The organism is Crenothrix sp. (assembly GCF_043729335.1).
Classification (GTDB): Bacteria; Pseudomonadota; Gammaproteobacteria; order Methylococcales; family Methylomonadaceae; genus Crenothrix.
The window spans coordinates 84460-109986 of the sequence record NZ_JAYTLQ010000019.1; the positions used below are offsets into that span (position 1 = coordinate 84460).

At 44.6% G+C, this 25527-nt stretch carries 23 protein-coding genes, 1 tRNA gene and 1 pseudogene; 18 read left to right on the plus strand and 7 right to left on the minus strand.

Translation table 11 applies throughout. The annotated features are described in order from the left end of the window. Nucleotides 1-315 precede the first annotated feature (315 nt). The 13 genes and pseudogenes from ACHZC4_RS05130 to ACHZC4_RS05190 all read left to right on the plus strand — a co-directional run bounded on the left by ACHZC4_RS05130 (nt 316) and on the right by ACHZC4_RS05190 (nt 16723). Nucleotides 316-2877 carry a YbcC family protein gene (locus ACHZC4_RS05130; RefSeq protein WP_394752748.1) on the plus strand — a complete coding sequence of 854 codons (2562 nt, stop codon included), beginning with the start codon at nt 316-318 and terminating at the stop codon, nt 2875-2877. Then, complete coding sequence (locus ACHZC4_RS05135; protein ID WP_394752749.1) at nt 2874-4748, plus strand: proton-conducting transporter membrane subunit; 1875 nt, start codon at nt 2874-2876, stop codon at nt 4746-4748. The genes ACHZC4_RS05130 and ACHZC4_RS05135 overlap by 4 nt, the downstream gene beginning before the upstream one ends. Nucleotides 4749-4766: 18 nt before the next feature. After that, nucleotides 4767-5483 carry a DUF2490 domain-containing protein gene (locus tag ACHZC4_RS05140; protein WP_394752750.1) on the plus strand — a complete coding sequence of 239 codons (717 nt, stop codon included), beginning with the start codon at nt 4767-4769 and terminating at the stop codon, nt 5481-5483. A 188-nt stretch (nt 5484-5671) separates the two neighbouring features. After that, on the plus strand, nt 5672-6103 hold the full coding sequence (locus ACHZC4_RS05145) for a hypothetical protein (protein WP_394752751.1): 432 nt from the start codon (nt 5672-5674) through the stop codon (nt 6101-6103). A 115-nt stretch (nt 6104-6218) separates the two neighbouring features. After that, nucleotides 6219-6371: pseudogene (locus tag ACHZC4_RS05150) on the plus strand (DUF2490 domain-containing protein); the annotation flags it as partial. Nucleotides 6372-6634: 263 nt separating this feature from the next. Further along, a complete protein-coding gene (locus ACHZC4_RS05155) occupies nt 6635-6913 on the plus strand; it encodes an IS1 family transposase (RefSeq protein ID WP_394752752.1) in 279 nt (92 codons plus the stop codon). A 201-nt stretch (nt 6914-7114) separates the two neighbouring features. Further along, nucleotides 7115-7471, plus strand: coding sequence for a PepSY domain-containing protein (locus ACHZC4_RS05160; protein WP_394752753.1), 357 nt, complete (start codon nt 7115-7117; stop codon nt 7469-7471). 43 nt (nt 7472-7514) lie between these two features. After that, a complete protein-coding gene (locus tag ACHZC4_RS05165; protein WP_394752754.1) occupies nt 7515-8192 on the plus strand; it encodes a response regulator transcription factor in 678 nt (225 codons plus the stop codon). Continuing rightward, on the plus strand, nt 8179-9537 hold the full coding sequence (locus ACHZC4_RS05170) for a sensor histidine kinase (RefSeq protein WP_394752755.1): 1359 nt from the start codon (nt 8179-8181) through the stop codon (nt 9535-9537). Before ACHZC4_RS05165 ends, ACHZC4_RS05170 begins: the two co-directional genes overlap by 14 nt. Nucleotides 9538-9588: 51 nt before the next feature. Further along, a complete protein-coding gene (locus tag ACHZC4_RS05175) occupies nt 9589-10980 on the plus strand; it encodes a TolC family protein (RefSeq protein ID WP_394752756.1) in 1392 nt (463 codons plus the stop codon). Nucleotides 10981-11336: 356 nt separating this feature from the next. Next, nucleotides 11337-12527 carry an MFS transporter gene (locus tag ACHZC4_RS05180; RefSeq protein ID WP_394752757.1) on the plus strand — a complete coding sequence of 397 codons (1191 nt, stop codon included), beginning with the start codon at nt 11337-11339 and terminating at the stop codon, nt 12525-12527. A gap of 96 nt (nt 12528-12623) precedes the next feature. Beyond that, nucleotides 12624-13685 carry an efflux RND transporter periplasmic adaptor subunit gene (locus tag ACHZC4_RS05185; RefSeq protein WP_394752758.1) on the plus strand — a complete coding sequence of 354 codons (1062 nt, stop codon included), beginning with the start codon at nt 12624-12626 and terminating at the stop codon, nt 13683-13685. Beyond that, on the plus strand, nt 13682-16723 hold the full coding sequence (locus ACHZC4_RS05190) for an efflux RND transporter permease subunit (protein WP_394752759.1): 3042 nt from the start codon (nt 13682-13684) through the stop codon (nt 16721-16723). The genes ACHZC4_RS05185 and ACHZC4_RS05190 overlap by 4 nt, the downstream gene beginning before the upstream one ends. A 25-nt stretch (nt 16724-16748) precedes the next feature. On the opposite strand, the gene ACHZC4_RS05195 is transcribed toward ACHZC4_RS05190, so the two are convergent. From ACHZC4_RS05195 to ACHZC4_RS05210, 4 genes are all read right to left on the minus strand, one after another. Then, entirely contained in the window at nt 16749-17138 is a 390-nt protein-coding gene (locus tag ACHZC4_RS05195) for a hypothetical protein (protein WP_394752760.1), read from the minus strand. A 39-nt stretch (nt 17139-17177) separates the two neighbouring features. Then, nucleotides 17178-18077: a peptidoglycan-binding protein gene (locus ACHZC4_RS05200; protein WP_394752761.1), complete on the minus strand. Its 900-nt coding sequence runs from the start codon at nt 18075-18077 to the stop codon at nt 17178-17180. A 266-nt stretch (nt 18078-18343) separates the two neighbouring features. Then, nucleotides 18344-19519 carry an NnrS family protein gene (locus tag ACHZC4_RS05205; protein WP_394752811.1) on the minus strand — a complete coding sequence of 392 codons (1176 nt, stop codon included), beginning with the start codon at nt 19517-19519 and terminating at the stop codon, nt 18344-18346. Between the two features lie 5 nt (nt 19520-19524). Continuing rightward, the gene (locus tag ACHZC4_RS05210; RefSeq protein WP_394752762.1) at nt 19525-20319 is read right to left on the minus strand and encodes a ferritin-like domain-containing protein; all 795 of its coding nucleotides are present in this window, start codon (nt 20317-20319) and stop codon (nt 19525-19527) included. A gap of 12 nt (nt 20320-20331) precedes the next feature. Here ACHZC4_RS05210 and ACHZC4_RS05215 point away from each other — a divergent pair, with 12 nt between their 5' ends. Beyond that, complete coding sequence (locus ACHZC4_RS05215) at nt 20332-20736, plus strand: VanZ family protein (protein ID WP_394752763.1); 405 nt, start codon at nt 20332-20334, stop codon at nt 20734-20736. Between the two features lie 327 nt (nt 20737-21063). Here ACHZC4_RS05215 and ACHZC4_RS05220 read toward each other — a convergent pair. After that, nucleotides 21064-21150 (minus strand) — tRNA-Leu (locus tag ACHZC4_RS05220). Between the two features lie 153 nt (nt 21151-21303). Between ACHZC4_RS05220 and ACHZC4_RS05225 the strand changes: the two genes are divergently transcribed. From ACHZC4_RS05225 to ACHZC4_RS05240, 4 genes are all read left to right on the plus strand, one after another. After that, entirely contained in the window at nt 21304-21960 is a 657-nt protein-coding gene (locus ACHZC4_RS05225; protein ID WP_394752764.1) for a DUF3047 domain-containing protein, read from the plus strand. A gap of 2 nt (nt 21961-21962) precedes the next feature. Then, complete coding sequence (gene arsS, locus ACHZC4_RS05230) at nt 21963-22931, plus strand: arsenosugar biosynthesis radical SAM (seleno)protein ArsS (protein WP_394752765.1); 969 nt, start codon at nt 21963-21965, stop codon at nt 22929-22931. Nucleotides 22932-23171: 240 nt separating this feature from the next. Further along, complete coding sequence (locus ACHZC4_RS05235) at nt 23172-24083, plus strand: DUF4239 domain-containing protein (protein WP_394752766.1); 912 nt, start codon at nt 23172-23174, stop codon at nt 24081-24083. 59 nt (nt 24084-24142) lie between these two features. After that, a complete protein-coding gene (locus tag ACHZC4_RS05240) occupies nt 24143-24655 on the plus strand; it encodes a DUF4385 domain-containing protein (RefSeq protein WP_394752767.1) in 513 nt (170 codons plus the stop codon). A 166-nt stretch (nt 24656-24821) separates the two neighbouring features. On the opposite strand, the gene ACHZC4_RS05245 is transcribed toward ACHZC4_RS05240, so the two are convergent. Next, nucleotides 24822-25199, minus strand: coding sequence for a DUF393 domain-containing protein (locus ACHZC4_RS05245; protein WP_394752768.1), 378 nt, complete (start codon nt 25197-25199; stop codon nt 24822-24824). Between the two features lie 113 nt (nt 25200-25312). Further along, the gene (locus ACHZC4_RS05250; protein ID WP_394752769.1) at nt 25313-25474 is read right to left on the minus strand and encodes a hypothetical protein; all 162 of its coding nucleotides are present in this window, start codon (nt 25472-25474) and stop codon (nt 25313-25315) included. Nucleotides 25475-25527: the final 53 nt, after the last annotated feature.

The following is a 25527-nucleotide window of genomic DNA, read 5'->3' on the forward strand; positions in this document are numbered from 1 at the left end:
CTTCTTAATGTGATTATCAGATAGGTTAATTTTCGCGTCCCCCTAAATTTTGCATAGTTACTGCGTACCAAATTCTCCAGATGGTTCACTTAAACCATTGCAGTGGGGCAATTCAACCATTTAAAGTATTCTTAAAGAAATAACATTATAAATATCATAAGCATAATAGATGGCATGATAAGTGCTTATAACTAAATATCATCCTGAATTAAATGCCAACTGCTATTAATTGATATTTAACTTCATCAAATTCCTGGTATTTCCTCATCGAGGTTTAACTACAAAATGAAAATGGACAATCATACGGTTTATACAATGAATACTAAAGCACCTGAGCCACCCAGCAGCGTAGACAAATTTAATCTTGATAAGGCTATTGAACACATCGCTCACTGGCTACCTACCCAAGGCCCTATTAAAGATTTTATTCATCACAATACCTTGCATTCCGTTCAGCATTATCCTTTTCACCAAGGCGTTGCGGTCGCTGCAAAAGTATTTGGTGCCAGAAGTTATCTGCCACTGGACGATTACAAAAGTCTGTATAACAAAGGCAGAATAACCCCAGCTGCACTTGAATGGGCGGTGGCACGCTCCGGCTTAATCGGTAAAGCACAAGATGGGCTTACCTCAAGGTTATTTGTAAAAGACACGCACAGTCATTATCCACCGCTTTCTATTGCCAATAATGGTATACGCAATGCACTGCTTAACCACTTGGAAATAGATTTAAATGCACAAGTGCATCCGGTTATTTTTCGTTTATTAGGTAATTATCTTGATCAAGGCATCAGCCGCTGGACCATGCCCAAAGATGGTGAGCGTTTCTGGGACTGTATATTAAGGCTTGTACACAACAGTTTTTTACCGCTTTATCCTTTTCATGACAGCTATATTCGTGAGCTATTGCTGGAAACACCGGATCAAGTGATTGCTACTTGTTTAGATAAAATAGTCGGTGACGAAGCTTTATACGAACAGTATTTACTGGAAATATTGTTGGCGCATCCTGGCTGGTCAGGCATGGTCAGTATGATTGAGCAAGCGCCGCAAATACTATTAGTGCCCCGGTTGATTTCTTTAAAAGAACTGATTGCGGTAGAGTTGGCGTGTGAGCTGGCCTTTCTGCATAAGAAAAAAGGTGAGGGCTTTCAAAATATTGCGCAACTACCCGCGCTTGCCAGCATTCCGCGATTGGAGAGTGTCGCTAATAGCGCAAAAGTATCTGTGCGCTTAAAAGTATGGCACGAAGCCATGGAATGGGCCTTGCATACAGAGCTATTAACCGCCATCAAAACTCAGCAAAAACCGCCTGAATCCGATGCAACATCAGCGATGAAAATACAGGCATTTTTTTGTATTGATGACCGGGAATGCTCAATACGCCGTCATTTGGAAACGGTAAACCCTAATATTGAAACTTTCGGGGCGGCTGGATTTTTTGGTATCGATTTTCTGTATCAGGGCTTGGATGATGCCTATCCTGTGGCTCAGTGTCCTGTGGTTATCACGCCTAATCATTTGGTTATGGAATCCGGCAAGCCGCCAAAACCCAAGGACAGTGATTTTACCAACATGCACTTTACCTCGCACAGCCTGTTTAGAGGTTGGCTATTTACCCAAACCTTAGGGATAGGCTATGCCATACGACTGGCTTGGAATGTGTTTCGCCCTAGCTCACAGTTGCCGAAAATAAAAACCCTCAGTGAAGTTCCGGCCCATTCCAAGCTGCATTTACTCAGAGAATCTGATACGCCCACTAAGGATGGCTATTTATTGGGGTTTTCATTTACCGAAATGGCTGATCGCGTGGGCGGCCTGTTAACCAATATTGGTTTAACCGATAACTTTGCTGCTTTGGTAGTGATTGTGGCGCACGGTTCCAGTAGTGTGAATAATCCCCATTTCGCGGCTTATGACTGTGGCGCTTGTTCCGGTAAACCGGGATCACCCAATGCCCGTGCTTTTGCCTGGATGGCCAATCATGAATCGGTACGTAAAATACTGCGAGAACGTGGCATTGATATCCCTACCAACACCCGCTTTATTGCTGCGTTGCACAATACCAGCCGGGATGAAGTCACTTATTTTGATGCCCAGTTGCATGAAACTTTCGCGTTTAAAGAACTGGATGCGTTTAAAGCCACCATGACGCAAGCGTTGGAACTTAATGCCAAAGAGCGTTGCCGCTGGTTTGAGCTAGCTCCTAAAGCCCTTAAAAAATCGCACCAACATGTTCGCGCCCGTGCATCGTCAATCTTTGAACCGCGCCCCGAATACAACCATTCTAATAATTTGTATTGCGTGGTCGGAAAGCGGGAATTAACTAAAAACCTATTTCTTGATCGCCGTGCCTTCCTACATTCTTATGCCGCAGAAACGGATGCCACAGGCGCTATTTTGGTTAAAATTCTGGGCGCAATTATTCCGGTTTGTGGTGGTATTAATCTCGAATATTTGTTCTCCAGAATTGATAATTCTGTGTATGGCGCGGGCACTAAATTGCCGCATAACGTGATTGGCTTGCTGGGTGTTGCGAACGGTGTCGAAGGCGATTTGCGTACCGGTTTGCCGCAACAAATGATTGAAGTCCACGAGCCGGCACGTTTGCTTATTGTGATTGAGCAAACGCCAGAGATTATCGATAAGGCCTTGGCCAAAATCGGGGCGCTTAAAGAATGGCTGGATAATGACTGGGTTCGTGTTGTCGCGTGCAGGCCTATAGATAGAGAGCTGTCGTTGTACTCGCTGTCTGGCTGGCAAGATATTGACTTACCCACAGAAGCATCAACGCCTTTATTCACGCGTCCGGAACATTTGTTTGATATCCAAAACCAAACCATACCGGCACAACAATTGACACGGAGCGCGTCATGAATCAACTTATACTCGCGTGCCAGTTTATACCGGCGCTAGGCTTTTTATTGGTGTTTTTATCGCCTAATAACGAGAAAGTAATCTCGACTATTAGCGCCTGGATTACCCATTTAACAGGCTTAAGCATTATTGTCATGCTGGCGCTGTGGGCAAGCCAAGGGTTCCCCAATGTTGAGTACGAATGGTTTAGCTTGTACGAAACAGCGGATTATCACTTCCCGGTTCTGTTTTTTCTGGATCGGGTCGGCGCGGTTTATTTGCTGTGTGTATGGATTATTTTTTCTATTATCGTTAAATACTGCCGCTATTATTTGCACAGGGAAACCGGTTATAAACGCTTTTTCTTGAATATTTTTGGCTTTTTATTCGGGCTTAACCTAATTATTTTGTCCGGTTCTATTGATATGTTATTTGCTGGCTGGGAGATTGTCGGCATTTCATCCTTCCTGTTGATTGCCTTCTATCGCCACCGGGTACAGCCGATAAGAAATGCACTGCGGGCTTATACAATCTATCGTTTTTGCGATATTGGCTTGCTGCTGGGCACCTGGATGAGCCACATGTTATTTCACGAAAGTCCGCATTTTAGCCAACTCAACAGCCTGTATGAAAGCACGCTATTGGCCTCATTAGGCTACGGCGAATTATCACTGCTCACCTGTTTAATTATTATTGCCGCCTCGGGCAAGTCGGCACAATTTCCGTTCTGCTTTTGGCTGCCGCGTGCTATGGAAGGGCCAACGCCTTCCAGTGCCATTTTTTATGGTGCTTTGTCTGTGCATTTAGGTGTTTTCTTGCTGCTGCGCACCGACCCGATCTGGAGCTACCACTATATTACCCGCGCCATTATTTTTAGTATCGGCTTATTGACAGTCTTTATCGCCAGCCTGTCTGAAAAAACCCAATCCAATATTAAAGGCCAGATTGCTTACGCCTCCATCACCCAAGTGGGCTTTATGTTTATCGAGCTGTCCTTAGGCTTGGATACGCTGGTGTTATTCCACTTTATGGGTAATGCTTTTTTACGCTGTTATCAGTTGCTGGTGTCGCCTTCTATTATCACGCATTTATTACGGGTAGAAGGGGCTGCGGATACTGATTTTTACGTTGAAAAAAGCCCGATGCGCCAGTTTTTGCCCATTTCCATACGCAACCAGTTACCGGAGGTGTTACAAAACACTTTATATGTATTTTCGTTACAAGAAGGCGGTCTGGAATTTTTAGTACGCAGTTTATTATGGACACCGTTTAAACGCATCGGGGGTTGGATAAATGCGCTTAATTTATGGTGGACAGGATTAGTCGTCTTGGTAAATGTCAGTATTTGTGCAGCGATGATTACTGCGGGTATAGATATGAAATACCTGGCCATACCCGTCTCATTAGCGATGATTGTTGCCTCATCCAGCGCCTTTAGCCAAAAGCACAGCCCGTTTAAAGTATGGAATAGCATCTTATTAAGTTATGTGCTTTCCGGGGTCGCGGTTTTGATGATTAACCCCAATATTGGCTCTGATGTATTGATGTTTTTTTCTGGCATTTTTCCTTCCTGGCTATTAGGGATCATTGTTTTACATAAGCTGCTTAAAAACCAAAATTTCAAAGAGGCGCCGTTTGCTTTTAGGGCCATGGCAGAAACCCAGCCCAAGTTGTCGCTGCTATTGTTTATCAGCTTCTTGGGGATAGTGGGCTTTCCTATCACCCCTGCGTTTTTAAGTGAAGACATTCTGCTAGCCCATGCCAGTAGCGAGCATCCCTGGTTTGCCTTGCCTATCACTATTGCTTTTGTGGTTAACGGGATAGCGGCGGCACGGGTCTATTTGAGATTGTGCATGGGTAGAGCTAACGAAACATATAGCGTAACGAACTAATTTATAGGAGCACTATTTATGATAAGCAAAAAAAATACAGCATTAAGCGTTTCAGTGTTAATCCTAAACGCAATCATTTTTATACCGCCTGTTGCAGCAGAGGATGATGTATTCCAAGATTCCGGTAGTTGGTCGCAAATAGTGGGTGAAGGTAGCTTGGGGTTTATTGACCCTAAACTGAGCAAGGCGCGAATATGGCTGGAAGGCCAGGCTCGTGTCAATGACGACTTCGGCCATTTTTATCAGGGCATGGTGCGTGCTGCTGTGGGCTATTCCATCACTGACCGCGCCACATTGTGGGCGGGTTATACCTGGTTGCCGACCGAAAATATCGGCAAACCCTATGTTAACCAGCAGGATGTCTGGCCGGCGTTTCGTTATGTATTACCTACCGACTATGGCCCAGTCACTTTTAGAACTATGCTGGAAAGTAATTTTATCCCCGGCAGCGATGTGCGGTTTCGTCCCCGCCAAATGGTCAAGTTTATGCATCCGTTTGAATTTCAGCCAAAACTCAGCTTTATCACCTGGGACGAATTTTTTATCCGTGTCAATACCACAGCTTCTGGCCAGGCAGGTTTTGACCAGAACCGCGCTTTCGTGGGGCTAGGCTGGACGTTTAATAAAAACTTCCGTCTTGAAGGAGGCTATATGAATCAATATCTGGATGATGCCACCCATACCAATAATACTATGCGTCATTTGGCGATGGTGTCATTATTTATGAATTTTTAAATAATGCCGACAGTTTATTATAAAAAATTTTTTATTATAGGAATTTATACGCAATGAGTATTTTTAATAAGTTCAAAATGATTTCTTCTCTTACAGCGATCATTATCATTAGTGGCTGTGGAGGGTACGGCAATGGAATGTACGGGAATACGAACTCTAATGGACAAGGTTCAGGGGGAGGCAACGCTATGGGAAGTGGAAATTATGGCGGACTGTTTGGTAATGCAGGATCTAATGTATTAGGCTCTGTCGTCAGTAGTGCAATGGGCGGTGGTATTGGGGGCACCGTTCTAAGTTCTATTATTCAAGGGATGGGGAGTAACGTCTTAAATGGACAAATTGGCTCTCAATTATCCCCGACTGACCAAAACTTTAGACTTCAGCAATTAGGGGGTGCGGTTCATTCAGGAACTGTCAAGCAAGCACAGCAATGGACTAATCCGCAGACGGGCAATACCATCGCGCTTAACCCAGTTGGCCAGCAAACTCTCCATTCAACCACACAGCAAACTTGTCAAAACCTGCAAGAAACGGTCACGCAGCCTAATGGCCAGAACATTACCGAAAACCGATTGGCTTGTTTAAATGCGCAAACGGGAAAATGGAATTTGGTGCATTAAGATTTTTATTTTAGATTTATAGCCCTAAGATAATAGATGCGTCGTGTATGCGCGTACGCTGGTTTTTTATACTTTTGTTTATTGCAGTTCTGGAAATTAGGGGCAAGCAGGATTTGATCAAAACCGTGGTTTCGTTGGGCTTGGTTGGACGTTTAATAAAAACTTTCGTCTTGAGGGAGGCTATATGAATCAATATCTGGATGATGCTACCTATACCAATAACACTATGCGGCATTTGGCGATGGTGTCATTATTTATGAACTTCTAAACTTTGCTCTACAATTGGTTTATACATCTGCAACGCTTATTCGTCTACTTTCAGACGAAGAGCAATCAGCAGATACCAACGAGGAAATAAGTTATGCGCATACGCTGGTTTTTTATACTTTTATTTATTGCAGTTCTGGAGATTAGTCCGATACCCATCACACCCTTAATACTCATTTGGATCGTGCTGTTTCGGCCAGCGTGGTTTTATAACGCTGTGCTCAAAATTTATGGCAAGCAGCCGTGATGGGGATAGAACTGGCCATGTCTTCAACATTTATTTGTTGTCCAAGTTGCGGAAGCAATCAAGTCGCTAAACGGGGTAAAACCAATAATGGAACACAGCGTTATAGCTGTTTGGAAACCAATTGCTTAATGCAGACGTTCATCCTGGACTACAGCTATAACGGTTGTGTCTCCCATGCAAAGCAGCAAATCCTTGCTATCGCGGTATCCACTAATAATATTCGTAATGTCGCTTTGGAGCAGGACATTAGTTCGAGTACAGTTATTAAAAAGAAGAAAAATATAACGCTGCATTGATTTTTTTTGCCTGAACAAATGTCATCGGTATGTAAAAGCAACTCAACTGGGTAAATCAGCGCTTGCCCGTTTCAGAATAATATTTTGCTAAAAAGACAAACATTACAAAATGGTAATGTGTCGGAAGCTTTCCTGCAATGTGCGCTACGTTATTCTATATTCGAAATCAGGCACACCGTCTGATATGAATAAGGATTGAAAATGAGCCATAAATATAGCAAAACCCTGATAGCTACACTTAGCATGGTTATCATAACCGGCATCACTGTTAACTTAGCCCAGGCCACTGAAGCGAAAGAAAATAAAGCCAAAGAGCTAGCGCTTTTTAGCCAGGCAAAAATTTCATTAACCGATGCCATCAAAGCCGCAGAACAAAAAACCGGCGGCAAGGCCGTAGAAGCAGATATAGATGATGAATCAAGTTCGGTTCAGTTTGAAATCGGGATTCTTAAAGACAGCAAGCTCCATGAAGTGATGGTGGATGGCAAAACGGGTGACGTCGTTAAAGTTTCCCAGGATGATGAGGCTAACGAAGGCGCTGAAAACGAGAAAGAGTAAACTTAATGCCGGGGCATATTTGGCCCGGCATTGTTTTGAAACTATGAAAATATTAATTACTGAAGATGATCATGAAACCTTGACTTATGTCTCAGCAGGTTTGCAACAGGCAGGTCATATTGTCGACTCGGCAAAGGATGGCTATGAAGGTTTGTTCCTGGCCAAAGAGGGAGACTATGATTTGCTGGTTGTCGATCGCATGTTGCCGGGTCTTGATGGATTGAGCCTGGTAAAAATGTTGCGTAGTGCCGGTTGCAATATACCGGTGCTATTTCTTACCACTATGTGCGGCATTGATGATCGTGTTGAAGGCCTAAATGCGGGTGCTGATGATTATTTAGTCAAACCGTTCGCTTTCAGTGAGCTTAGCGCACGGGTCAATGCGTTGCTACGCAGGCCAAGAGAGTCAGTAGAACAAAAAATCTTGCAGGTTGCAGGGCTTGAAATCGACCTGCTGAAAAGAGCTGTCAGGCGTAGTGGGCAACTCATTGATCTACAGCCCACTGAATACCGTCTGCTTGAATATCTGCTACGCCATGCCGGGCAAATTGTTACACGCACCATGCTGCTGGAAAGCGTCTGGGATTTTCATTTTGACCCCAAAACTAACATCGTTGAAACCCATATCAGCCGCTTACGTGCTAAGTTAAATACGGGCAACAAATCCGATCTCATTCATACCGTGCGCGGCGCTGGCTATCTCATTCATGAAGCTAATTAGCAGGGTTGGCAGCATCAGTTTTAAATTGTCGGCCTTATATTTAGGGCTGTTTTTAGTGTCATTTCTAGCGATTGGCATAGCCGTTTATATGTTAACGACCCAGACCCTGGAGCAACAGCTTAAAAACAGTATCGAGATGGAAGTGAATCGGCTGAAAACTGAATATGATTCAGGTGGTATAGCCGAATTGGCAGACGAAATTAACGAAGTTGATGGAAAGGGCTCACGCAGTCTTCTTGAATACGGGGTTATTCAGGGTAATGGTACGTTGATAGCGGGAAGCTTCTCAGGTTTTAAAAATTTTGCGGGCTGGCAGACTGTCACGCAATCAGCTAAGGCCAATAAAGTAGGAAATACATTTCTCTATGTCAGGGTTATAGCTTTATCCAATAATATTTGGCTGGGGGTAGCTCATAACGGCGAGACTATTCAGAATGCCGGTGCGGCGATTATTCGGGCATTTATTTGGGGCTTTGTTTTAGTTATTTTTCTGGGTGCAATGGGCGGGCTGTACCTGAGCCGCGCTTTCCTGAGAAAAATACAGAGCATTACAACATCGACACAGGCCATTATTGCAGGCGATCTAAAGCATCGATTGCCCGTTTCAAAAAACCGCGATGAACTCGATGAGCTGGCTTTTTTGCTAAACCGTATGCTGGATAAAATTGGCCTGTTACTTGAGAATATCCAGCAAGTTTCCAATGACATCGCACACGATCTGCGTACGCCGATCAGCCATTTAAAATTCAGGCTGGAAGATACACTTACCAAGAACCTCACGGCTGAGCAATACCCAGAACGCATAGCCTTCGCCATTGAAGAAGTTGACAGCATTCTTGATACTTTCTCCGCCATGCTGAGAATTTCCCAGATAGAATCCGGTTCCCGCCGTAGCGGTTTCAAAACCGTTAATCTCAGTGCTATCGTTGTTTCGGTGATTGATGCACTACAACCGGTCGCCGAGGAACAGGGGAAAGCTATTCGCGTAGACATTGATCAAGATGTCACACTGACCGGTGATAAAGAACTGCTGACGCAACTGGTCTTTAATCTGCTGGATAATGCCATCTTGCACACGCCTTGCAACACACAGATACAGGTCAGTCTGCGATTGTCAGATGCGCACATTGAATGGGTGGTGGCAGATAATGGTTCAGGTATTGCTGAAGTCTATCACCAGAAAGTATTCCAACGTTTTTACCGCCTTGAGCAAAGCCGAACCACGCCAGGTAACGGCTTGGGCCTTAGCATTGTTGCTGCTATCGTAGCGCTGCATGAAGGGAGCCTAACGCTGTTTGATAACAAGCCAGGTCTTAAAGTTGTACTACAGTTGTCGAGTCAATGAATGACTCCTTTCTCGTCCACTTAACCGTACCCACCTTTGAATACAGTCATAATGCCCAAGCCATTACATCGACAGGGATTTCAAACAACCTCGCTAATGAGATTATTTTGCGTATTAACGACACTGTTTTCGCTAGCGTGTACGACTTACCATGCTAAAACATTAAATACTCAAACGGTAGCCCAATACAACAAAACGCCATCATCAGATCAGTTACAAATGCTGGCATCTCACATTAAACACTCTTTACTTAAGCCGGTGGTATTTGAGTTATCGGATGGTTTATCCCCTGATGAGGCGGCGATTTTAGCGGTTTTGCAAAATAAAGATTTGCGCCTTGCCAGAAATAAACTGGGCATTGCCAATGCTCAATTATTACAGGCGGGTTTATTACCTAATCCTCGTCTTGCCTATAATATTGCCGGAACCACAGGGGGATTAGATGCAGGCAAGGTAACAGGCTACGGTTTGAGTTTAGATTGGGAAGTCACTGCCTTGTTAACACAAGCCAATAGAGTTTCTGGCGCTAGTGCCGAACAAAAATCAGTTAATTTGCAAATTGCCTGGCAGGAATGGCAAGTGGCGCAAGCCGCAAAATTGGCGTGTTATCAATGGCTAGTGTATGCCCAGCAACAAGCCTTGTTAGAAGATAGCCTGCAACGTTTGACGCACAATAACGAACAGCTAAAAATAGCCGTCGATAAAGGTTTGATTACTGCGTTGGAAAGTATGTCCGGCGTCACCGCACAAACCACGCTGGAAAATCGTTTAGAGGGTGTGCTAGCTCAAAAAAGCCTACATCAACAACGACTCAACCGAGCGTTAGGACGGCAGCCCGATGAGTCTATTCCGTTTCAGGAAACCACCGCATTGCCTGAAGAATTGACTGTGTCCAGCTACATGCAACTTACCAGTAACTTATCACAACAACGCCTGGATTTATTGGCCTTGCAACAAGGCTATCAAAATCAGGAACAGCAAGTGCACATTGCTGTGTTGCAACAGTTTCCTAAAATCAGCATTGGTATTACCCATACCAAAAACAACAGTGATTACTACACGATGGGGGCAGGTATTTCGTTGTCGTTGCCGGTGTTCGATCAAAATCAGGGTGCGATTGCCTTGGCTAAAGCCAATCGGCAAACCTTGTTTGATGAATACAGCAATCGTGATTTTCAAAGCAAAGCCGATATTGCCGAATTGCTGGTGACCATCACTTCAGTAAACGGCGAAATTAAAACCTCTCATACCGCTTTGTCCAGCTTAGAAACATTGCTGGACGCTTACGATACCGCCAGCCAGCAAGGGCAAATTGACCGGCTGGTTTATTACACGGCGTGGAGTAATGTACTCGATAAAAAAGTGGATTTATTGACCTTGCAGTTGCATTTGATTGAAGCACAAATTGCTTTGGAAACGGCTACAGGACGCTATTCTTTATAAAGGTAGACATGTTGCGGGCCTTAATCAGGTTTTCGTACTTCGACAGATGGCAAAATTTAATGGAATTTATACTTCGTGGGTTAAAAATACCTGTTCCAGAATTATAGCCCCTAAATTGAAAATTGCTGACGTAATTGTCCTGCATACCGAAGGCAAAAAGGTTTCGCGTCGCGGACTTTTCTGTAAAATCAGGCTGTCTCTATTGGGCTGTAGCGGGGATCATAAATCCTGTTAAAAAATAAAATCTAATCGTTTTAGCTGGGTGGCTGCGTAGTGACAAATACATTTTTAAAATTTCGTACCAACTGGTTTTTGGAGTCGGTATTTCTACAAAATTACGATCAGGTTTAAACGAAATGACATTTTACGGCAACACATTGCGTCAAATTCCAAAAGGTATTTGGGTGCTTGGCTTCGTCAGTATGCTGATGGATATTTCATCAGAAATGATTCATAGTTTGCTACCCCTTTTTATGGTGACCACCCTTGGTACCAGTGCATTTGTTGTTGGTATGATTGAAGGGTTAGCCGAAGCCACGGCATTAATTGTGAAAGTATTTTCAGGAATATTGAGTGATTATATCGGTAAACGCAAAGGGCTTGCCGTGTTTGGTTATGCATTAGGAGCCTTCACCAAGCCCTTGTTTGCTTTAGCTTCCAGTAATGGGATCGTATTAACGGCTCGATTACTCGACAGGGTAGGGAAAGGTGTGCGCGGAGCACCCCGTGATGCTCTGGTTGCTGACATTACACCCCCTCATTTACGAGGTGCCGCCTTTGGTCTGCGCCAGGCATTGGATACGGTAGGCGCTTTTTTGGGCCCCTTGCTGGCAGTGGCATTAATGCTGCTTTGGGCTAACGATTTCAGAGCGGTATTCTGGGTAGCTGTTATTCCAGGTATGCTCGCTGTTACGCTTCTTTTTTTTGGGGTTCATGAGCCGGAACGATCACAATCCGAACAAAGAACTAATCCAATCCGGCGGGAAAATTTGCAACGCCTGAGTGTGTCGTATTGGTGGGTCGTAGCCGTAGGCGCAATTTTCATGCTAGCGCGTTTTAGCGAAGCTTTCCTAGTGTTGCGGGGTCTTCAATCTGGAGTTCCTATCGCATTTACACCCTTGGTTATGGTGGCAATGAACCTGATCTATGCGCTTTCAGCCTATCCCTTTGGTAAGCTGTCCGACAAGGTGTCACACACCTGGCTGTTGGCATCGGGGCTGGTTGTTTTGATAGTCGCCGATCTGGTTTTAGCGCACAGTAATCACTGGTCTGTTCTGTTGGCAGGGGTTGTATTATGGGGTATTCACATGGGTATGACGCAGGGTCTGTTGGCCGCTATGGTCGCTGATACTGCCCCGGCTGACTTGCGGGGCACAGCCTATGGATTTTTTAATCTTATGAGTGGCCTGTCCATGCTAGTTGCCAGCGGGATGGCGGGGTTTGTCTGGGATAGGTTTGGTGCTGAATTTACCTTCTACACCGGAGCTGTTTTTTGCTTGTTAGCACTGGCTGGATTGGTTTTGCAACCCGCTCGCCCATTGCCGTAAAGTGATTCTTACATTCAACTTATTAAGTGCCATCGATAATAATCTGACCTGAAAAAGGCTAGCTCCATAAATGAGAAATTGCCGACACGAGACTATATGATGAAATTCAAATTACCCTTGCGTTTACTGTGTGTATCCGCAACGCTGCTTACGGCTTGCAGTGCAGAGCAAGCACAAGAAGCTGCACCCGCTGAAGTGGCCGCCATTGCCAAAGTGCAAACCCAGAAGCTGCGCTATGCGGATATGAGCGCAACGTTGACAGTCTACGGCTCAGTCGTGCCGTTATCGAACACCCTGCAAACGCTGACCGTCCCTTATGCCAGCCGTATCGATAATGTCTATGTCACCAATGGCCAAACCGTTAAAATGGGCGATCCATTACTCTCTTTGCAACCTAGCGAAGATGCGCTGTTAGTGGTAAAACAGGCACAACAAGATTTAGCCGCCGTCAAACAGGAGCACCAATTATTATTGGAGCGCGTCCAGCTAAAACTGGCGACACAACACGATGTGGTTATCAGCCAGTTGCGCGTCGATCAATCCAAAGCATTGATACAAGACTTAACGGCACGCGGCTCTATGAAAGCACATACCTTTAAAGCCACACAAGCGGGTGTCATTTCGTTAGTCACTGCACAAGAAGGCCAACGCATACCGGCTGGAAGTCCTTTGTTGCAATGGGTTGCACAAGATCAGCTAGGGGTTTCTTTGGGGGTTGAACCCGAAAATTTCGCCCAATTGCATAATCAGCAACCCGTTTCGATAAGCCCCGTCAATCGCCCACACACGCCACCAATCAACGCGCATATTGAACTGATCAATCAGCAAATTGACCCACTGACCCATTTGTTAAGCGTACTGGTTAAACCGGCTGCAAAATCCATCTTGCTGCTGAACGAAGCCGTACAAGCGCAGATTAATCTGGCTAGTAAACAAGCGTTAATTGCACCCAGATCAGCCGTTTTGCCGGATGGCGATGCGTACAGCGTATTTACCGTGGTGTCTAATCATGCCGTCAAACACACGGTACAAATGGGCTTGGAAACCAGCACAGACGTTGAAGTCATCGACCCCACCCTAAAAGCCGATGACGACATCGTGGTATTGGGCAATTACGAATTACAGGACGGCATGGCTGTTGAGGTTAAACAGCCATGACCCAATGGGCTTATCAACATCGTAGATCGGTTTTGTTTACGCTGGTTTTGTTCGCACTGGCGGGTTTATGGGTGATGAAATCACTGCCCGTTAGCCTGTTTCCACAGGTTATTTTTCCGCGTATCGTCATCAATATGGATGCCGGTGACAAACCCGCCGAGCGTATGGTGATTGAAGCCACTATTACGGTAGAAGAAGCCGTTCGCGCTGTGCCCGGCGTGCTGAATGTACGCTCCACCACCACGCGCGGCAGCACCGACGTGGCGATCAATTTTGTCTGGGATATCGACATGGTATCGGCCATGCTACAGGTGGAATCGGCGATCAATCAAATCCGTACCACCTTGCCGCCGACACTTGCGTTTACCGTGCGGCGCATGGAACCTACCGTGTTTCCGGTATTGGGTTACAGTTTAACGGCCAGCCATCAATCCGCTGTTACTTTACGCGACATCGCTACTTACCAAATCAGGCCGTTGTTATCAACGATAGCAGGCGTTGCCAAAGTTGAAGTGCTGGGCGGTGCGCTTGCCGAATATCAGGTGATCGTCGATAGCGCAAAGCTACGCGCTTTTAATCTCAGCATTGATGAAATCGCCAAATTGCTGGCAACCAGCAATGTGCTGCAAGCCGTTGGTCGCTTGGAGCAAAACTACAAGCTGTATTTATTACTGGCCGATCATCAGTACCAAACTCTCGAACAGATTTCCAACACGGTATTGCGTCAAGGTTCTAGTGGTTTGCTGTTGTTAAAAGATGTGGCGAAAATCAGCAAAACCACCGCGCCGCAATGGCAACGCGTTACCGCCGATGGCAAAGATGCGGTGTTGTTTCAAATCATCCAGCAACCCGATGGCAGTACCGTCAACATAGCCCAAGCGGTACAAGAAAAATTAGCCGTGCTGAAAAAATCACTGCCCGCTGATGTCAAAATCGCCAAGTGGTATGACCAAAGCGACTTGATCGTTGCTTCGGCCGGAACGGTAAAAGAAGCTTTGTTGATTGGATTAAGCCTGGCTGTCGTCACCTTGCTGGTATTTCTGCGTAATGGTTACGTTACCCTCATTGCCGCGATTACCGTACCAATGGCTTTAGCCGCCACCACGTTAATCCTGTACGTGATGGGGCAAAGTTTTAATATCATGACCCTGGGCGGCATGGCGGCGGCAGTGGCGCTTATTATTGATGATGCCATCGTCATGATCGAACACATCATGCGCCGCTTGCATGAAGGTGTTGGCAACGCGCGTGAACGCATTCAGGCTGCTGCCACGGAATTTAGCAAACCACTGGCGGCATCGTCAGCGGCAACTATTGTTACTCATATTCCGCTGGCATTTTTATCGGGTGTTAGTGGTGGATTTTTTAAAGCTTTATCACTGACGATTGCTTCGGTACTCAGTATTTCTTTTCTGGTGGCCTGGCTAGCTGTACCGTTATTAGCGGCACGAGCTTTGACCAAACACCCTGTGGAAAAAGAAAAAATTTCTCGGCTAACGCAGTGGTTTCATGATACTTATACACGCTTAATGCAGGTTTTATTGCCGCGTCCCTGGTTGATATTAACCGCTTTGGCACTTTTGTTAGCCGGTGGTTTTTACGCTGAACGCACTATCGGCTCTGGTTTTATGCCCTCAATGGACGAGGGCGGTTTTATTCTGGATTACCGTGCGGAATCAGGTACGTCGGTGACTGAAACCGACCGCTTGTTACGGCAAGTCGAAAGCATAGTGCAGCAAACGCCGGAAGTTGAAACCTATTCACGGCGCACCGGCCTAAGTTTAGGCGGCCATATTACCGAAGCCAACGAAGGGGATTTTTTCATCAAACTTAAACCCATGCCGCGCCGTAGTCTGGACGACATTATGGACAGCATGCGCTCTGAAATACTTACGCATGTACCCGGTTTGGAGATAGAAATGGCCAAACTGATGGCCGATATGATCGGTGATTTAACCGCCGTACCGCAACCGATAGAAATCAAGCTTTATGCTGATGATGGCGAGTTATTAACTACCGTCGCGGAAAAAGTCGCCGATGCCTTAGGCAAAATACAGGGTGTTGTCGATATTAATAACGGTGTTATTCCAGCAGGCGATGCGTTAACGATACGGGTATTACCCGAACAGGCGGCGTTAGCGGGGCTGAGCAGCGATGAAATCAAGCTGGCTTTAAATGCCTATTTAACCGGAACGCTGGCCACACAATTACAGGAAGGTATCAAGATGCTTAATTTGCGCGTGTGGATTCCTGAACACGACCGCGCTAATACCTACGCGCTGAAACAGTTACCCATACGCACGGCTACCGGTCAGTTTGTACCTTTGCAACGGGTGGCAGAAATAACCACCGTAACAGGTCAGCCACAAATCCATCGCGATAATTTAAAGCGCATGGTGGCGATAACTGCGCGGCTCAACGGGCGTGATTTAGGTTCTGCCATCACCGCCATTGAGCAAACCTTAAAGCAACCCAATATGCTGCCGCGTGGAGTCTATTATGTTTTAGGCGGTCTCTATGCCGAACAGCAAACCGCATTTACTGATATGCTGGTGGTGTTTATCGCTGCGGTCGCGCTGGTATTTGTGTTATTGCTGGCGGTTTACGAATCGTTTCGTGTTGCGGTGGCGATGATATTAACGACGTTATCATCAATGGCGGCGGTGTTTATTGGCTTGTTGTTAACCCATACCGAGCTTAATATTATGGCGATTATGGGCATGACAATGGTGATCGGTATCGTCACCGAAGTGGCGGTGTTTTATTATTCTGAATACGAGAATTTGCCGAATGCCGAACAGCAACCGTGGCAGCATCTCATTGATGCCGGTATTAACAGAATGCGCCCGATTGCCATGACCACGCTTGCCGCGATTTTTGCTTTATTGCCTTTGGCACTCGGCTTAGGTGCGGGAGCAGAAATGCTCCAACCTTTAGCGATTGCGCTGATTTTTGGCTTGGTGATACAGATTCCGTTGGTGTTGCTGGTATTGCCGGGGTTTTTACAGCTATTTAGAGTTCATTTGACAAAATGTTAGGTGCACTTGTGGGTATTTGTCTCAATTAAATCTTTACTGATTTAGAGCAAGCATCCAATTTGCTTTTACGGATATCAATTTCCTGCTTGGAGCTGCCATTAGATTGACCTAAGCACCAATTGTAATGACCATCAACGTTATCATGCCATCGATCCCCCGCCAGATTACAGCCTAATTTCAGATTTTTTTTCTGCTGATCAACGGCTACGCGGGCATATCGATCGCATTTAAAATGCGTTAAGCCATTGGGATTGACGGTAGGGCTAATAAGCACCAAGCCGAATAACCCTAATAGAATCTGCCGTTTTATTGAATTGATTAGTGGAATTTCCATCTCAAAAAATCGAAAGCCTCCGCCAATAATAGCCGCGACAATACAACCAATACCCATAATAATAAGAAGATTGTTTTCCATCTCCTAGCCCCCCTAGCGGTAAACTCAACTGATAAATACTTAAAAACCCGTGCCTACCAAGCTTTTCAACATGGTTTTATTGGCTAAACAATGCGAGCCATCTATTGGATCAATCGCTCGACGAGGACGCTTTAACCGGCACTCTTCTGGATCATTGGGATGCTCAACCCCATAAAATGCATTGATGACCGATTGTTCCTGATCATGATTAAAGGCGTGCGCTTGACCAAACATAACAAACTGAAATACCAAAGGCTGGTTTGTCGCCACCCAAGTGAAGTCTGATGACCAAGCTAACTCACCCTTGGTGCATCCCGCATAGGCATTGGTTCTGGACAAGGGGACTCCGTCTGTTGATTGGCCCCATGTTGCCAATGAATAACACCTGCGCGGCAATGTCATTTGGCAATAATAATGCAGGGTAATATCTGACCACTGTGCGCTTGATTTTAAAGTTTTTAAACAAGCCGTTGTTGCTTTATGGCCTTTATCAGTATGTCCAAGTTCACCCAGACGCCGACTACCAAATGTATCGGCACTCTGGTTCATAGCCTCTAGTATGGCTACGCCGGGGATATCTAAATTAACACCGGGGGCGTTGGCGACATAATCGGCATAGGCACTAGTAGAAACCAAAAGGTCGACTTCATCTTGTGTTGGCATAGATCGCCAATTTTGCACGGGTGGGGTTTTATCATCGGAGGTAGTAATGGCTAGATTAGCCAGCGTGGTATTATCCAGAACTCCGGTAACCGGTAGGTCAGATGTATCCTGGAAGGCCACAATGGTTGCGGTGGTATCTTTGTTCAGCATGCCATCAAGTGCGCCGGGACTAAAGCCCTGCGCAGTAAGATTGGTTTGTGCTTGTTGAGTAATGGGATTATATCCGGCGGCAAAATCCACAGGATAAAATTCTGTACCGGATGCCATGCTACTCATCAATAGCGGAATAAAATAGCACCGTCTATTAACTTTTATGAATGCCTGTAAGTCCATATCTTGCCCTCCACACTACACAAATACCATTACTAACTATTTCCATTACTTAAGCAGACAGAGCCAAACTTTAAGTAGATTTAATAGTAAAGCAAAATTGCGTAAAAATCTGTGAACTATTTCACACACAGATGAAGTATTTTTTTTCTAATTTGTGCTATAGCGTTTGGAGAACAAGCTAGCTTTTTTGAGAACATGACCGCATGCGGTTAGTCTTGTTGGCCGTCAACTCGTGCGCTGGACAATATGGGAAAATATACAAAAACAAATAATGAAAATGCCGCCAACCATAGCAATATAGACATATAAATTAAATTGCCATACCAGCTAGGTAAAGCAATCGGTAACAATACCCTAAACACCGCAGCCAAATTAATCAACACAAAGGCAATGACGATGCTATTGGATGCGCGTAACGCTCTGCCGGTATGGCCTAAAGAGACTCTGGCCATCATGCCCACAGTGAGTACGCCGATACCGCCTAGGGTAAACGCATGGATAGCAACAGAGGGTAAGACGATTGCATAAGCCGATAATGCGGTTAAACCAAATCCTAAAATTAGCCAGCTGTAGCCGGTATACAGCACCCATAACAATGGCACATACCAGATTTTTTGGACATACCAACTATAAACCCGCACCAGATTAGCCAGCGCAGCAATAATACTGGCAATCGCCAACACAGTGCCGGTAATGCCAAAAATTTGTAAATCAAAGACTAATACTGCCGAGGCAATCGCTAACGCATCCAAAAGCGGATTTTTGATAACCAGGCTTGAGGATAAGCCTCGACTTGTAAAGAAAGGAAAAATACGACCGGCAATAATCAAAATAAGGACGATGATAGTCGCCATAATAATTTGAATGCCGATAGCCGCAGTTGATTTTTGAAAGCCCAGGATTTCGCTGTGGATTAGGCCGTTACCTACACTCAACAACAGTAACAAGCCTACAAAAATTAAGTTTTTATACTGTCTAGCACGCAAAATGGGTTTGCTGACCTGATAAGCTAATATCGGTAAAAATGCAAAGTCGGTTAGCGCAATCAGCACATCAGGCAATAAGCCTTCGTAAAAGGGGACGACGCGCCCGTACAACCACAACAGTGCCAATGCGGCTAACGGCTTTCCGGTTAGCGTTTCTGCACCTGTCCAGTTTTTAACCGCTGTCAGTAAAAATCCAGCAATAACCGCCACTGTATAACCCATCAGCATTTCATGCGCATGCCAATAGGTTCCGGAAAAATAATTATCCTGCGTGAGTGCCCCTTTAAAAATACAACTCCAAAGTATCAGTAAAACCAGTGCAGATAAGCCTGCCAAAGCAAAAAAAACTCTAAAGCCTAAGGCAAACAGAGGGTAATCGGCAAGAGTGTGTATTTTCATCATGATTAACTTTCCAACCAGTCTAATTCGGCATTGGTAAAGCCTGCAATTATACGCATTTCTCGATTAAAAGGGCCTTTCGGCTTACCGCCCCGATAATAGTGCGTAATTAAGGTTTGATAATGGGCTTCCGGCACTAATCCATGTTGTCCGCATACAAATTTAAACCAATGTGAGCCACGCTCTACATGACCGACTTCATCGGTTAAAATTCGTGTTAATAGTGCAACGGCAATCGTATCATTCTTCGCTGCAAATTTAGCGATAAGGCTCGGAGTGACATCCAGACCTCGTGCTTCCATGCAGCGTGGCACCATTGCCAAACGCCCTAACAAATCATCTGCTGTATCGACAGCATGATCCCATAAGCCATTGTGGGCAGGCAGGTCACCATACTGGACATTCAGGTTGCGTAAATGACCTTGCAACAATTCAAAATGCTGGGCTTCTTCATCGGCAACACGCAGCCAATCTTTATAAAATTGCTCAGGTAATCCGCGAAATCGGTACAATAAATCCCACGCCAAGCTGATGGCCATAAATTCCACGTGCGCGATGGCATGAAAAAACGCCACAACACCTTCATGAGTGGTTAACTTGCGGTTGGGCATGGCGCGCGGCGGTAATAATTCCGGTTTAGCGGGAAAATTAACGTTATCAATGGTCATCACCGGGCTATTCGTGCCAAAATGCAATAGCCCTGATTGTTCACATTGCCAAGCATGATGAGTAAGTGCCAACTTTTCTTCTATACTTGGGCTACCTAAAAATGCTTCAGCGCATTCAAATACCGTTTTCATGATTCGCCTTTTATGATGATTAAACCGCAAACAGATAGAACTAAACTTTTAAACATTCTGGCCTTATGTGCTTATTGCACTTATATTTACTGGCTTTCCGCGCAAACATCGCTAAAGCCACCGATTGATTTTGGCATTCTATACCAAGACAAGCTGTATCATGCCAGCGCTTATTTCATTATGGGAGTTTTGGCATGGCGTTGTTTTAGGTGCTTTACTGCTCGAACCATGACCTTGGCTTTAATCAGTATTGCTTTTTGTAGTGTGTATGGCGCAACGGATGAGTGGCATCAGTCGTTTGTAAGTGGGCGATCTTCTGACGCAATGGATTGGCTTGCCGATACGATCGGTGCAAGTTTAGCGACATTTTTTTTGAGTCAGCCGAGGATTAGCGTTAATAAAAATGCTTGGCATTGAGTGATTTTAGGTTTTACTTAAACCTTAAAAAAATACGGGGGTACAAATACTATGGTTGTATTGTAAATGCGCTTCTTGACGCTCATGCTCGTATTTGGCAATGCTTGTTAGTTTAATGATCAGGCTATTAAGTAGCTTGTATTTTTAAGCTGAAAACGATTGAATAAGCCTAGCTTGATGTAATGATTGAGGGTTCAATGCCAATCTTTGTGATTTTGTTTTAGATAAGGAAATAATCCTTATGTTAGGCGGTTTTGTGTAGCGTTTAGCGGCGTTAAATCTAAAAGCTTTAAAGAAAAAAGCACGCTAATAAATTTGAGCGTTGTATGGTGCCTCGGGCCGGAGTCGAACCGGCACGGTGTTACCACCGAGGGATTTTAAGTCCCTTGCGTCTACCAATTTCGCCACCGAGGCATCGATAACGTTGATGAGGCGGCCATTATATAGTAACAAAAAAAATAAACTAGCCTATCTATGGTTTTTTTATTACAAATTGGTATATTTACAGGAACATTGGTTACTGAATTGCATAAATCAAGCACTTACACCCTTTAAGCGAGTTGTAAAATGACATGGCGTACTAAGTATTTTTACCTACTGTTGCTCATGCTGCTGAGTAAACCGTCTCTTGCCGATGATAATTTGCTTATGTTGGGTGATTTTTCGTCAGGCTCACTCACAAATTGGCAAATCCGAGAATTTAAAAATAAGACCCAATATCAATTTATCGATGACGCGGGCACTAAAGTTTTAAAAGCAGAAAGTGTTAATAGTGCTTCCGGACTTTTTAAAGAGCAGCGCATTGATCTGCAAAAAACACCGATCCTCAATTGGCGCTGGCGCGTTGATAACATGCTTGGAAAAATTGACGAGCAATCCCGTTCAGGCGATGACTATGCCGCACGAATTTATGTGGTTGTTCCTAGTGGTATCGCTTTTTGGCGTACTAAAGCCATTAATTATGTCTGGGCCAGCACTACACCCAAAGGGAAAGCATGGCCAAACGCCTTTGCGGGCGATAACGTTATGATGATCGCTGTTCGTTCATCCGATGATAAAACTGGCACATGGTATACAGAAAAGCGGAATGTGCTTGCCGATTTTAAACAACAATTCCATGAAGATATCCCGTATATTGATGCCGTCGCCATTATGACAGATACCGACAACACCCAAGGTAAGGCTACTGCTTACTATGGTGATATTTACTTTAGCAAAAACTGATTATGCACGATACGCTTCCTTATCTTAAACATACCGATTTTCCTGCCATTAATCGGCATGCACTACAAATAGTGCAGCTTAACTTGGGCTATTTGTGTAATCTCAGTTGTACGCATTGCCACGTTAATGCAGGCCCCAAGCGTACGGAACTTATGGATAAGGCCACTATTGACCTCATTTTGGATTTTGTGCAGCAGCATGCTATCCATACGCTGGATTTAACCGGCGGTGCTCCAGAAATGAATCCGCATTTTAAATATTTAGTTACTAAGGCCAGAAATCTGGGTATTAAGGTTATTGATCGCTGTAATTTGGTCATCCTGCAAGAACCTGGCTATGAAGATGTCGCTGGATTTTTGGCCGAGCATAACGTTGAAATTATTGCCTCTTTGCCGTGCTATTTAGAAGATAACGTCGATAAGCAACGTGGCAAGGGTACGTTTAATGCGAGCTTGTTAGCCTTGCAAAAACTAAACAAGCTAGGTTACGGGCAACCGAATAGTCCGCTCAAACTCAATCTGGTCTTTAACCCGCAAGGCACTAGCTTACCTCCCGAGCAAAATGCATTGGAATTCGCTTACAAGCAGCATTTAAAACAGCACTATGACATTGACTTTAATCAGTTATTTGCACTAGCTAATTTGCCCATTCAGCGTTTTGGCAGTATGTTAATTAGCAAAGGGTTATTTGATGATTATATGCAAGTTTTAAAAAACAGCCACTGCGAAAACAATCTTGAGCATGTGATGTGCCGTAATACCTTGAGCATTGATTGGCAAGGCTATGTTTACGACTGCGACTTTAATCAAATGCTAAATCTGCCCCTGGGTGGCTATGATAAAGCCAAGATTCATCTTCGTGAGTTATTGGATGATAGTCTGACTGATGCGGCGATTGCGGTAGGTGAACATTGTTATGGCTGCACCGCTGGGCAAGGCAGTAGTTGTGGTGGCGCGTTGCAGTTAACCTAACGGATGCGGGTTGAATTTACAAGTTAAAGCGGGGCAAGTGAATTACTCGTGCGTGGTAAGTTTTCCAATCAATGAGTGCCCCGTTTTATGTAGATCGCCCAGAATGGCATGAAATAAATTTCAAGTATGTGTGACAACAGACGGACATTATTTTTAAAAATTAATATTATAAAAGTTTACGCTTAACCACCTTGAGTATCTTTTAATCAGGCACTGGGGATTTTTTATGAATGTCATTTTATGAATAATTATTTCGAGTCTGCGGTTTCTAAGCAGCCCACATCGCTCAGCATAATGGTCGACATTTTAGGGCTGCTGATTTTATTAGGATTACTAGGCGCTGGATTTTGGCATTTGCTAGAATCTGTAACTGATATTTCTCCCTGGTTGTTTGGGTTGCTGTGCATCGGGGGATTTGTTGGCTTTTCCCTGGTAGGGCTTTTAGTTGTGCATCGACAGGTTTATCAGCGACTAACCGTGGGGGTAACGTTAATTGACAATGGCGTGGTAGGCTGGTTTTTTTCTGGAATGCTAGTGATTTATGGTATTACTTTAGGTTTAATTGTCGTGGCTACCTGGCAAAGCTCTTCCCAAGTATCAGAAATTGTTTCTAAAGAAGCGGCTGGGATTGCGGCTATTTATCGGGATATAACGGGTTATCCATCACCTGCAAGAGAAGCGCTGGATAAACAAATTTTTAACTACACGGCCTTTATTGTAGAAAAAGAATGGCCTGCTCAACGTCGAGGGGAAATTTTGGATGGAGGGACGCGTATGCTTAATGATTTTCAGCGCAATTTATACCGTTTTGAACCCAAAACAGAAAGTCAAAAGATGTTACATGCGGAGGCACTCAGCATGTTTAATCGAATGGTCGAATACCGTCGTATGCGCATAGAAACTGTGCATTGGGGCGCTCCGCCCATTTTATGGGCTGTGGTGTTGGTGGGCGGTGTATTGTGCATTAATTTTTCTTATTGTTTTCATTTAGAGGACGTAAGATTGCATGCATTATTAACAGGAGGACTGGCGACCATGATTGGATTGTTGATTTTTCTGACCGCTGCGTTAGACCGTCCCTATCACGGTGCGGTGAGTGTGCCATCTGATGCTTACCAATTGATTATTAACAAGGTTATGACAGTTGAATAAGCGAGGTATACGCGAATTTTATGCCTTAAGCTGCTAATTCATTCAAGACTTTGCTAGTAATGTCAAATTTAAAAACTCAATATGCAGCCGCCTACAGAGCGATAGATTTTCGCAAATATCCTGAGCTTTATCCTGTGGGAAAAGGTGAGCAAGGGGTTCTTATGGCAGAACCTTACAAATCGGAAATTTTGCCTTTTTGGCGATTTAAAACGCTTGCGATGGCTCAGCAATCCGCGGAAAAAATTTATGCTTTGTTTTTGGCGTATAAACAAACCAATGAATTTGTGGGCATGGACATGGCGCGTAAATATCTGATGATGGGCTGGACGAGATCTCGTCGTTACGCTAATCATCCCAGTGGCCGAAAATATAACCCCGATAAAAGCGTTAAGAAGCAAGCTGATGATGCATTAACCTCCGAAAAAGCGCAAGCAGCAGCCATTTTTTTTGCGTACTATCAAAAAGCCAAAACTGATCAAGATTACCTTCAAATGCTTAAAGAGCATGTGATATTGTACAAAAACTATTGTTCAAGGCATGACTCAAAAGCCGTGCATCTGAAAGATTATTAGGTGATTGATTTAGTGGCTACCAACTAAGACGGGACAGTTTTAAAAAAGCCGTTCGTGGTGAGCTTGTCGAACCATGAACCACAAGTCCTTCGACAAGCTCAGACGAACGGACGCTCCGTAGCCGATTTCAGTTAAGTAGGGTTTTTCAGGGCAGTTTGGGGCAGGTTTACCAACGGGCTTTTTTGCGATTCCATTGATATAGATAATGGGCGAATTTGTTGTATAAAGTCTCGGCAATAGTGCTTAGCACAGGCACGGCCAGTAGTTTTCCAAGCCAGCGCTGCGTTGGCGTGCGTATCCACAGTTCTTTAAAGGCTTCGGAGCCTACATGGATGCGGCCTTGCTCATCTTTAATATGCAAGCGCTCGCGCACTTCTTCCACCGTCGCGCCAAGCTGCTGAACCGCTTCAGGGTTTTTATGGATATCAATCCATTCGATATCCACGTCATACAAGCCCATGACTTGACGCTGAGAATTAATACCCGCGCGACATACCGGGCAAGCACTATTGAAATAAACCTGTGGTTTTGCTGGGTTGCTCAATTTTGTAACCTATAACGTAGTCAGAAATAATGAGGCGTTCAATGAACTCAGGTAAGGAATCGGTTTAGACAAAGCTTACGGAATATCCCCAAATTTCGCAAATAACATTCCTTCTATTCACTTTTGCGATCATCTTCATCATTCTTTTCAGTGTCTTCGCCATAATCCCGTAGTTTTTTACCTTCCTTGTTCTCGTTGGCAGACACCTTCATCATAAACACCATTCCGGTCACCACCACTATCACCATCACTACTTCCATTATCATGCGCATCATTGTCATCACCCCTATTATAGTAAGTTGAGAGTTAGCGGAGCATCCTTTTCTCT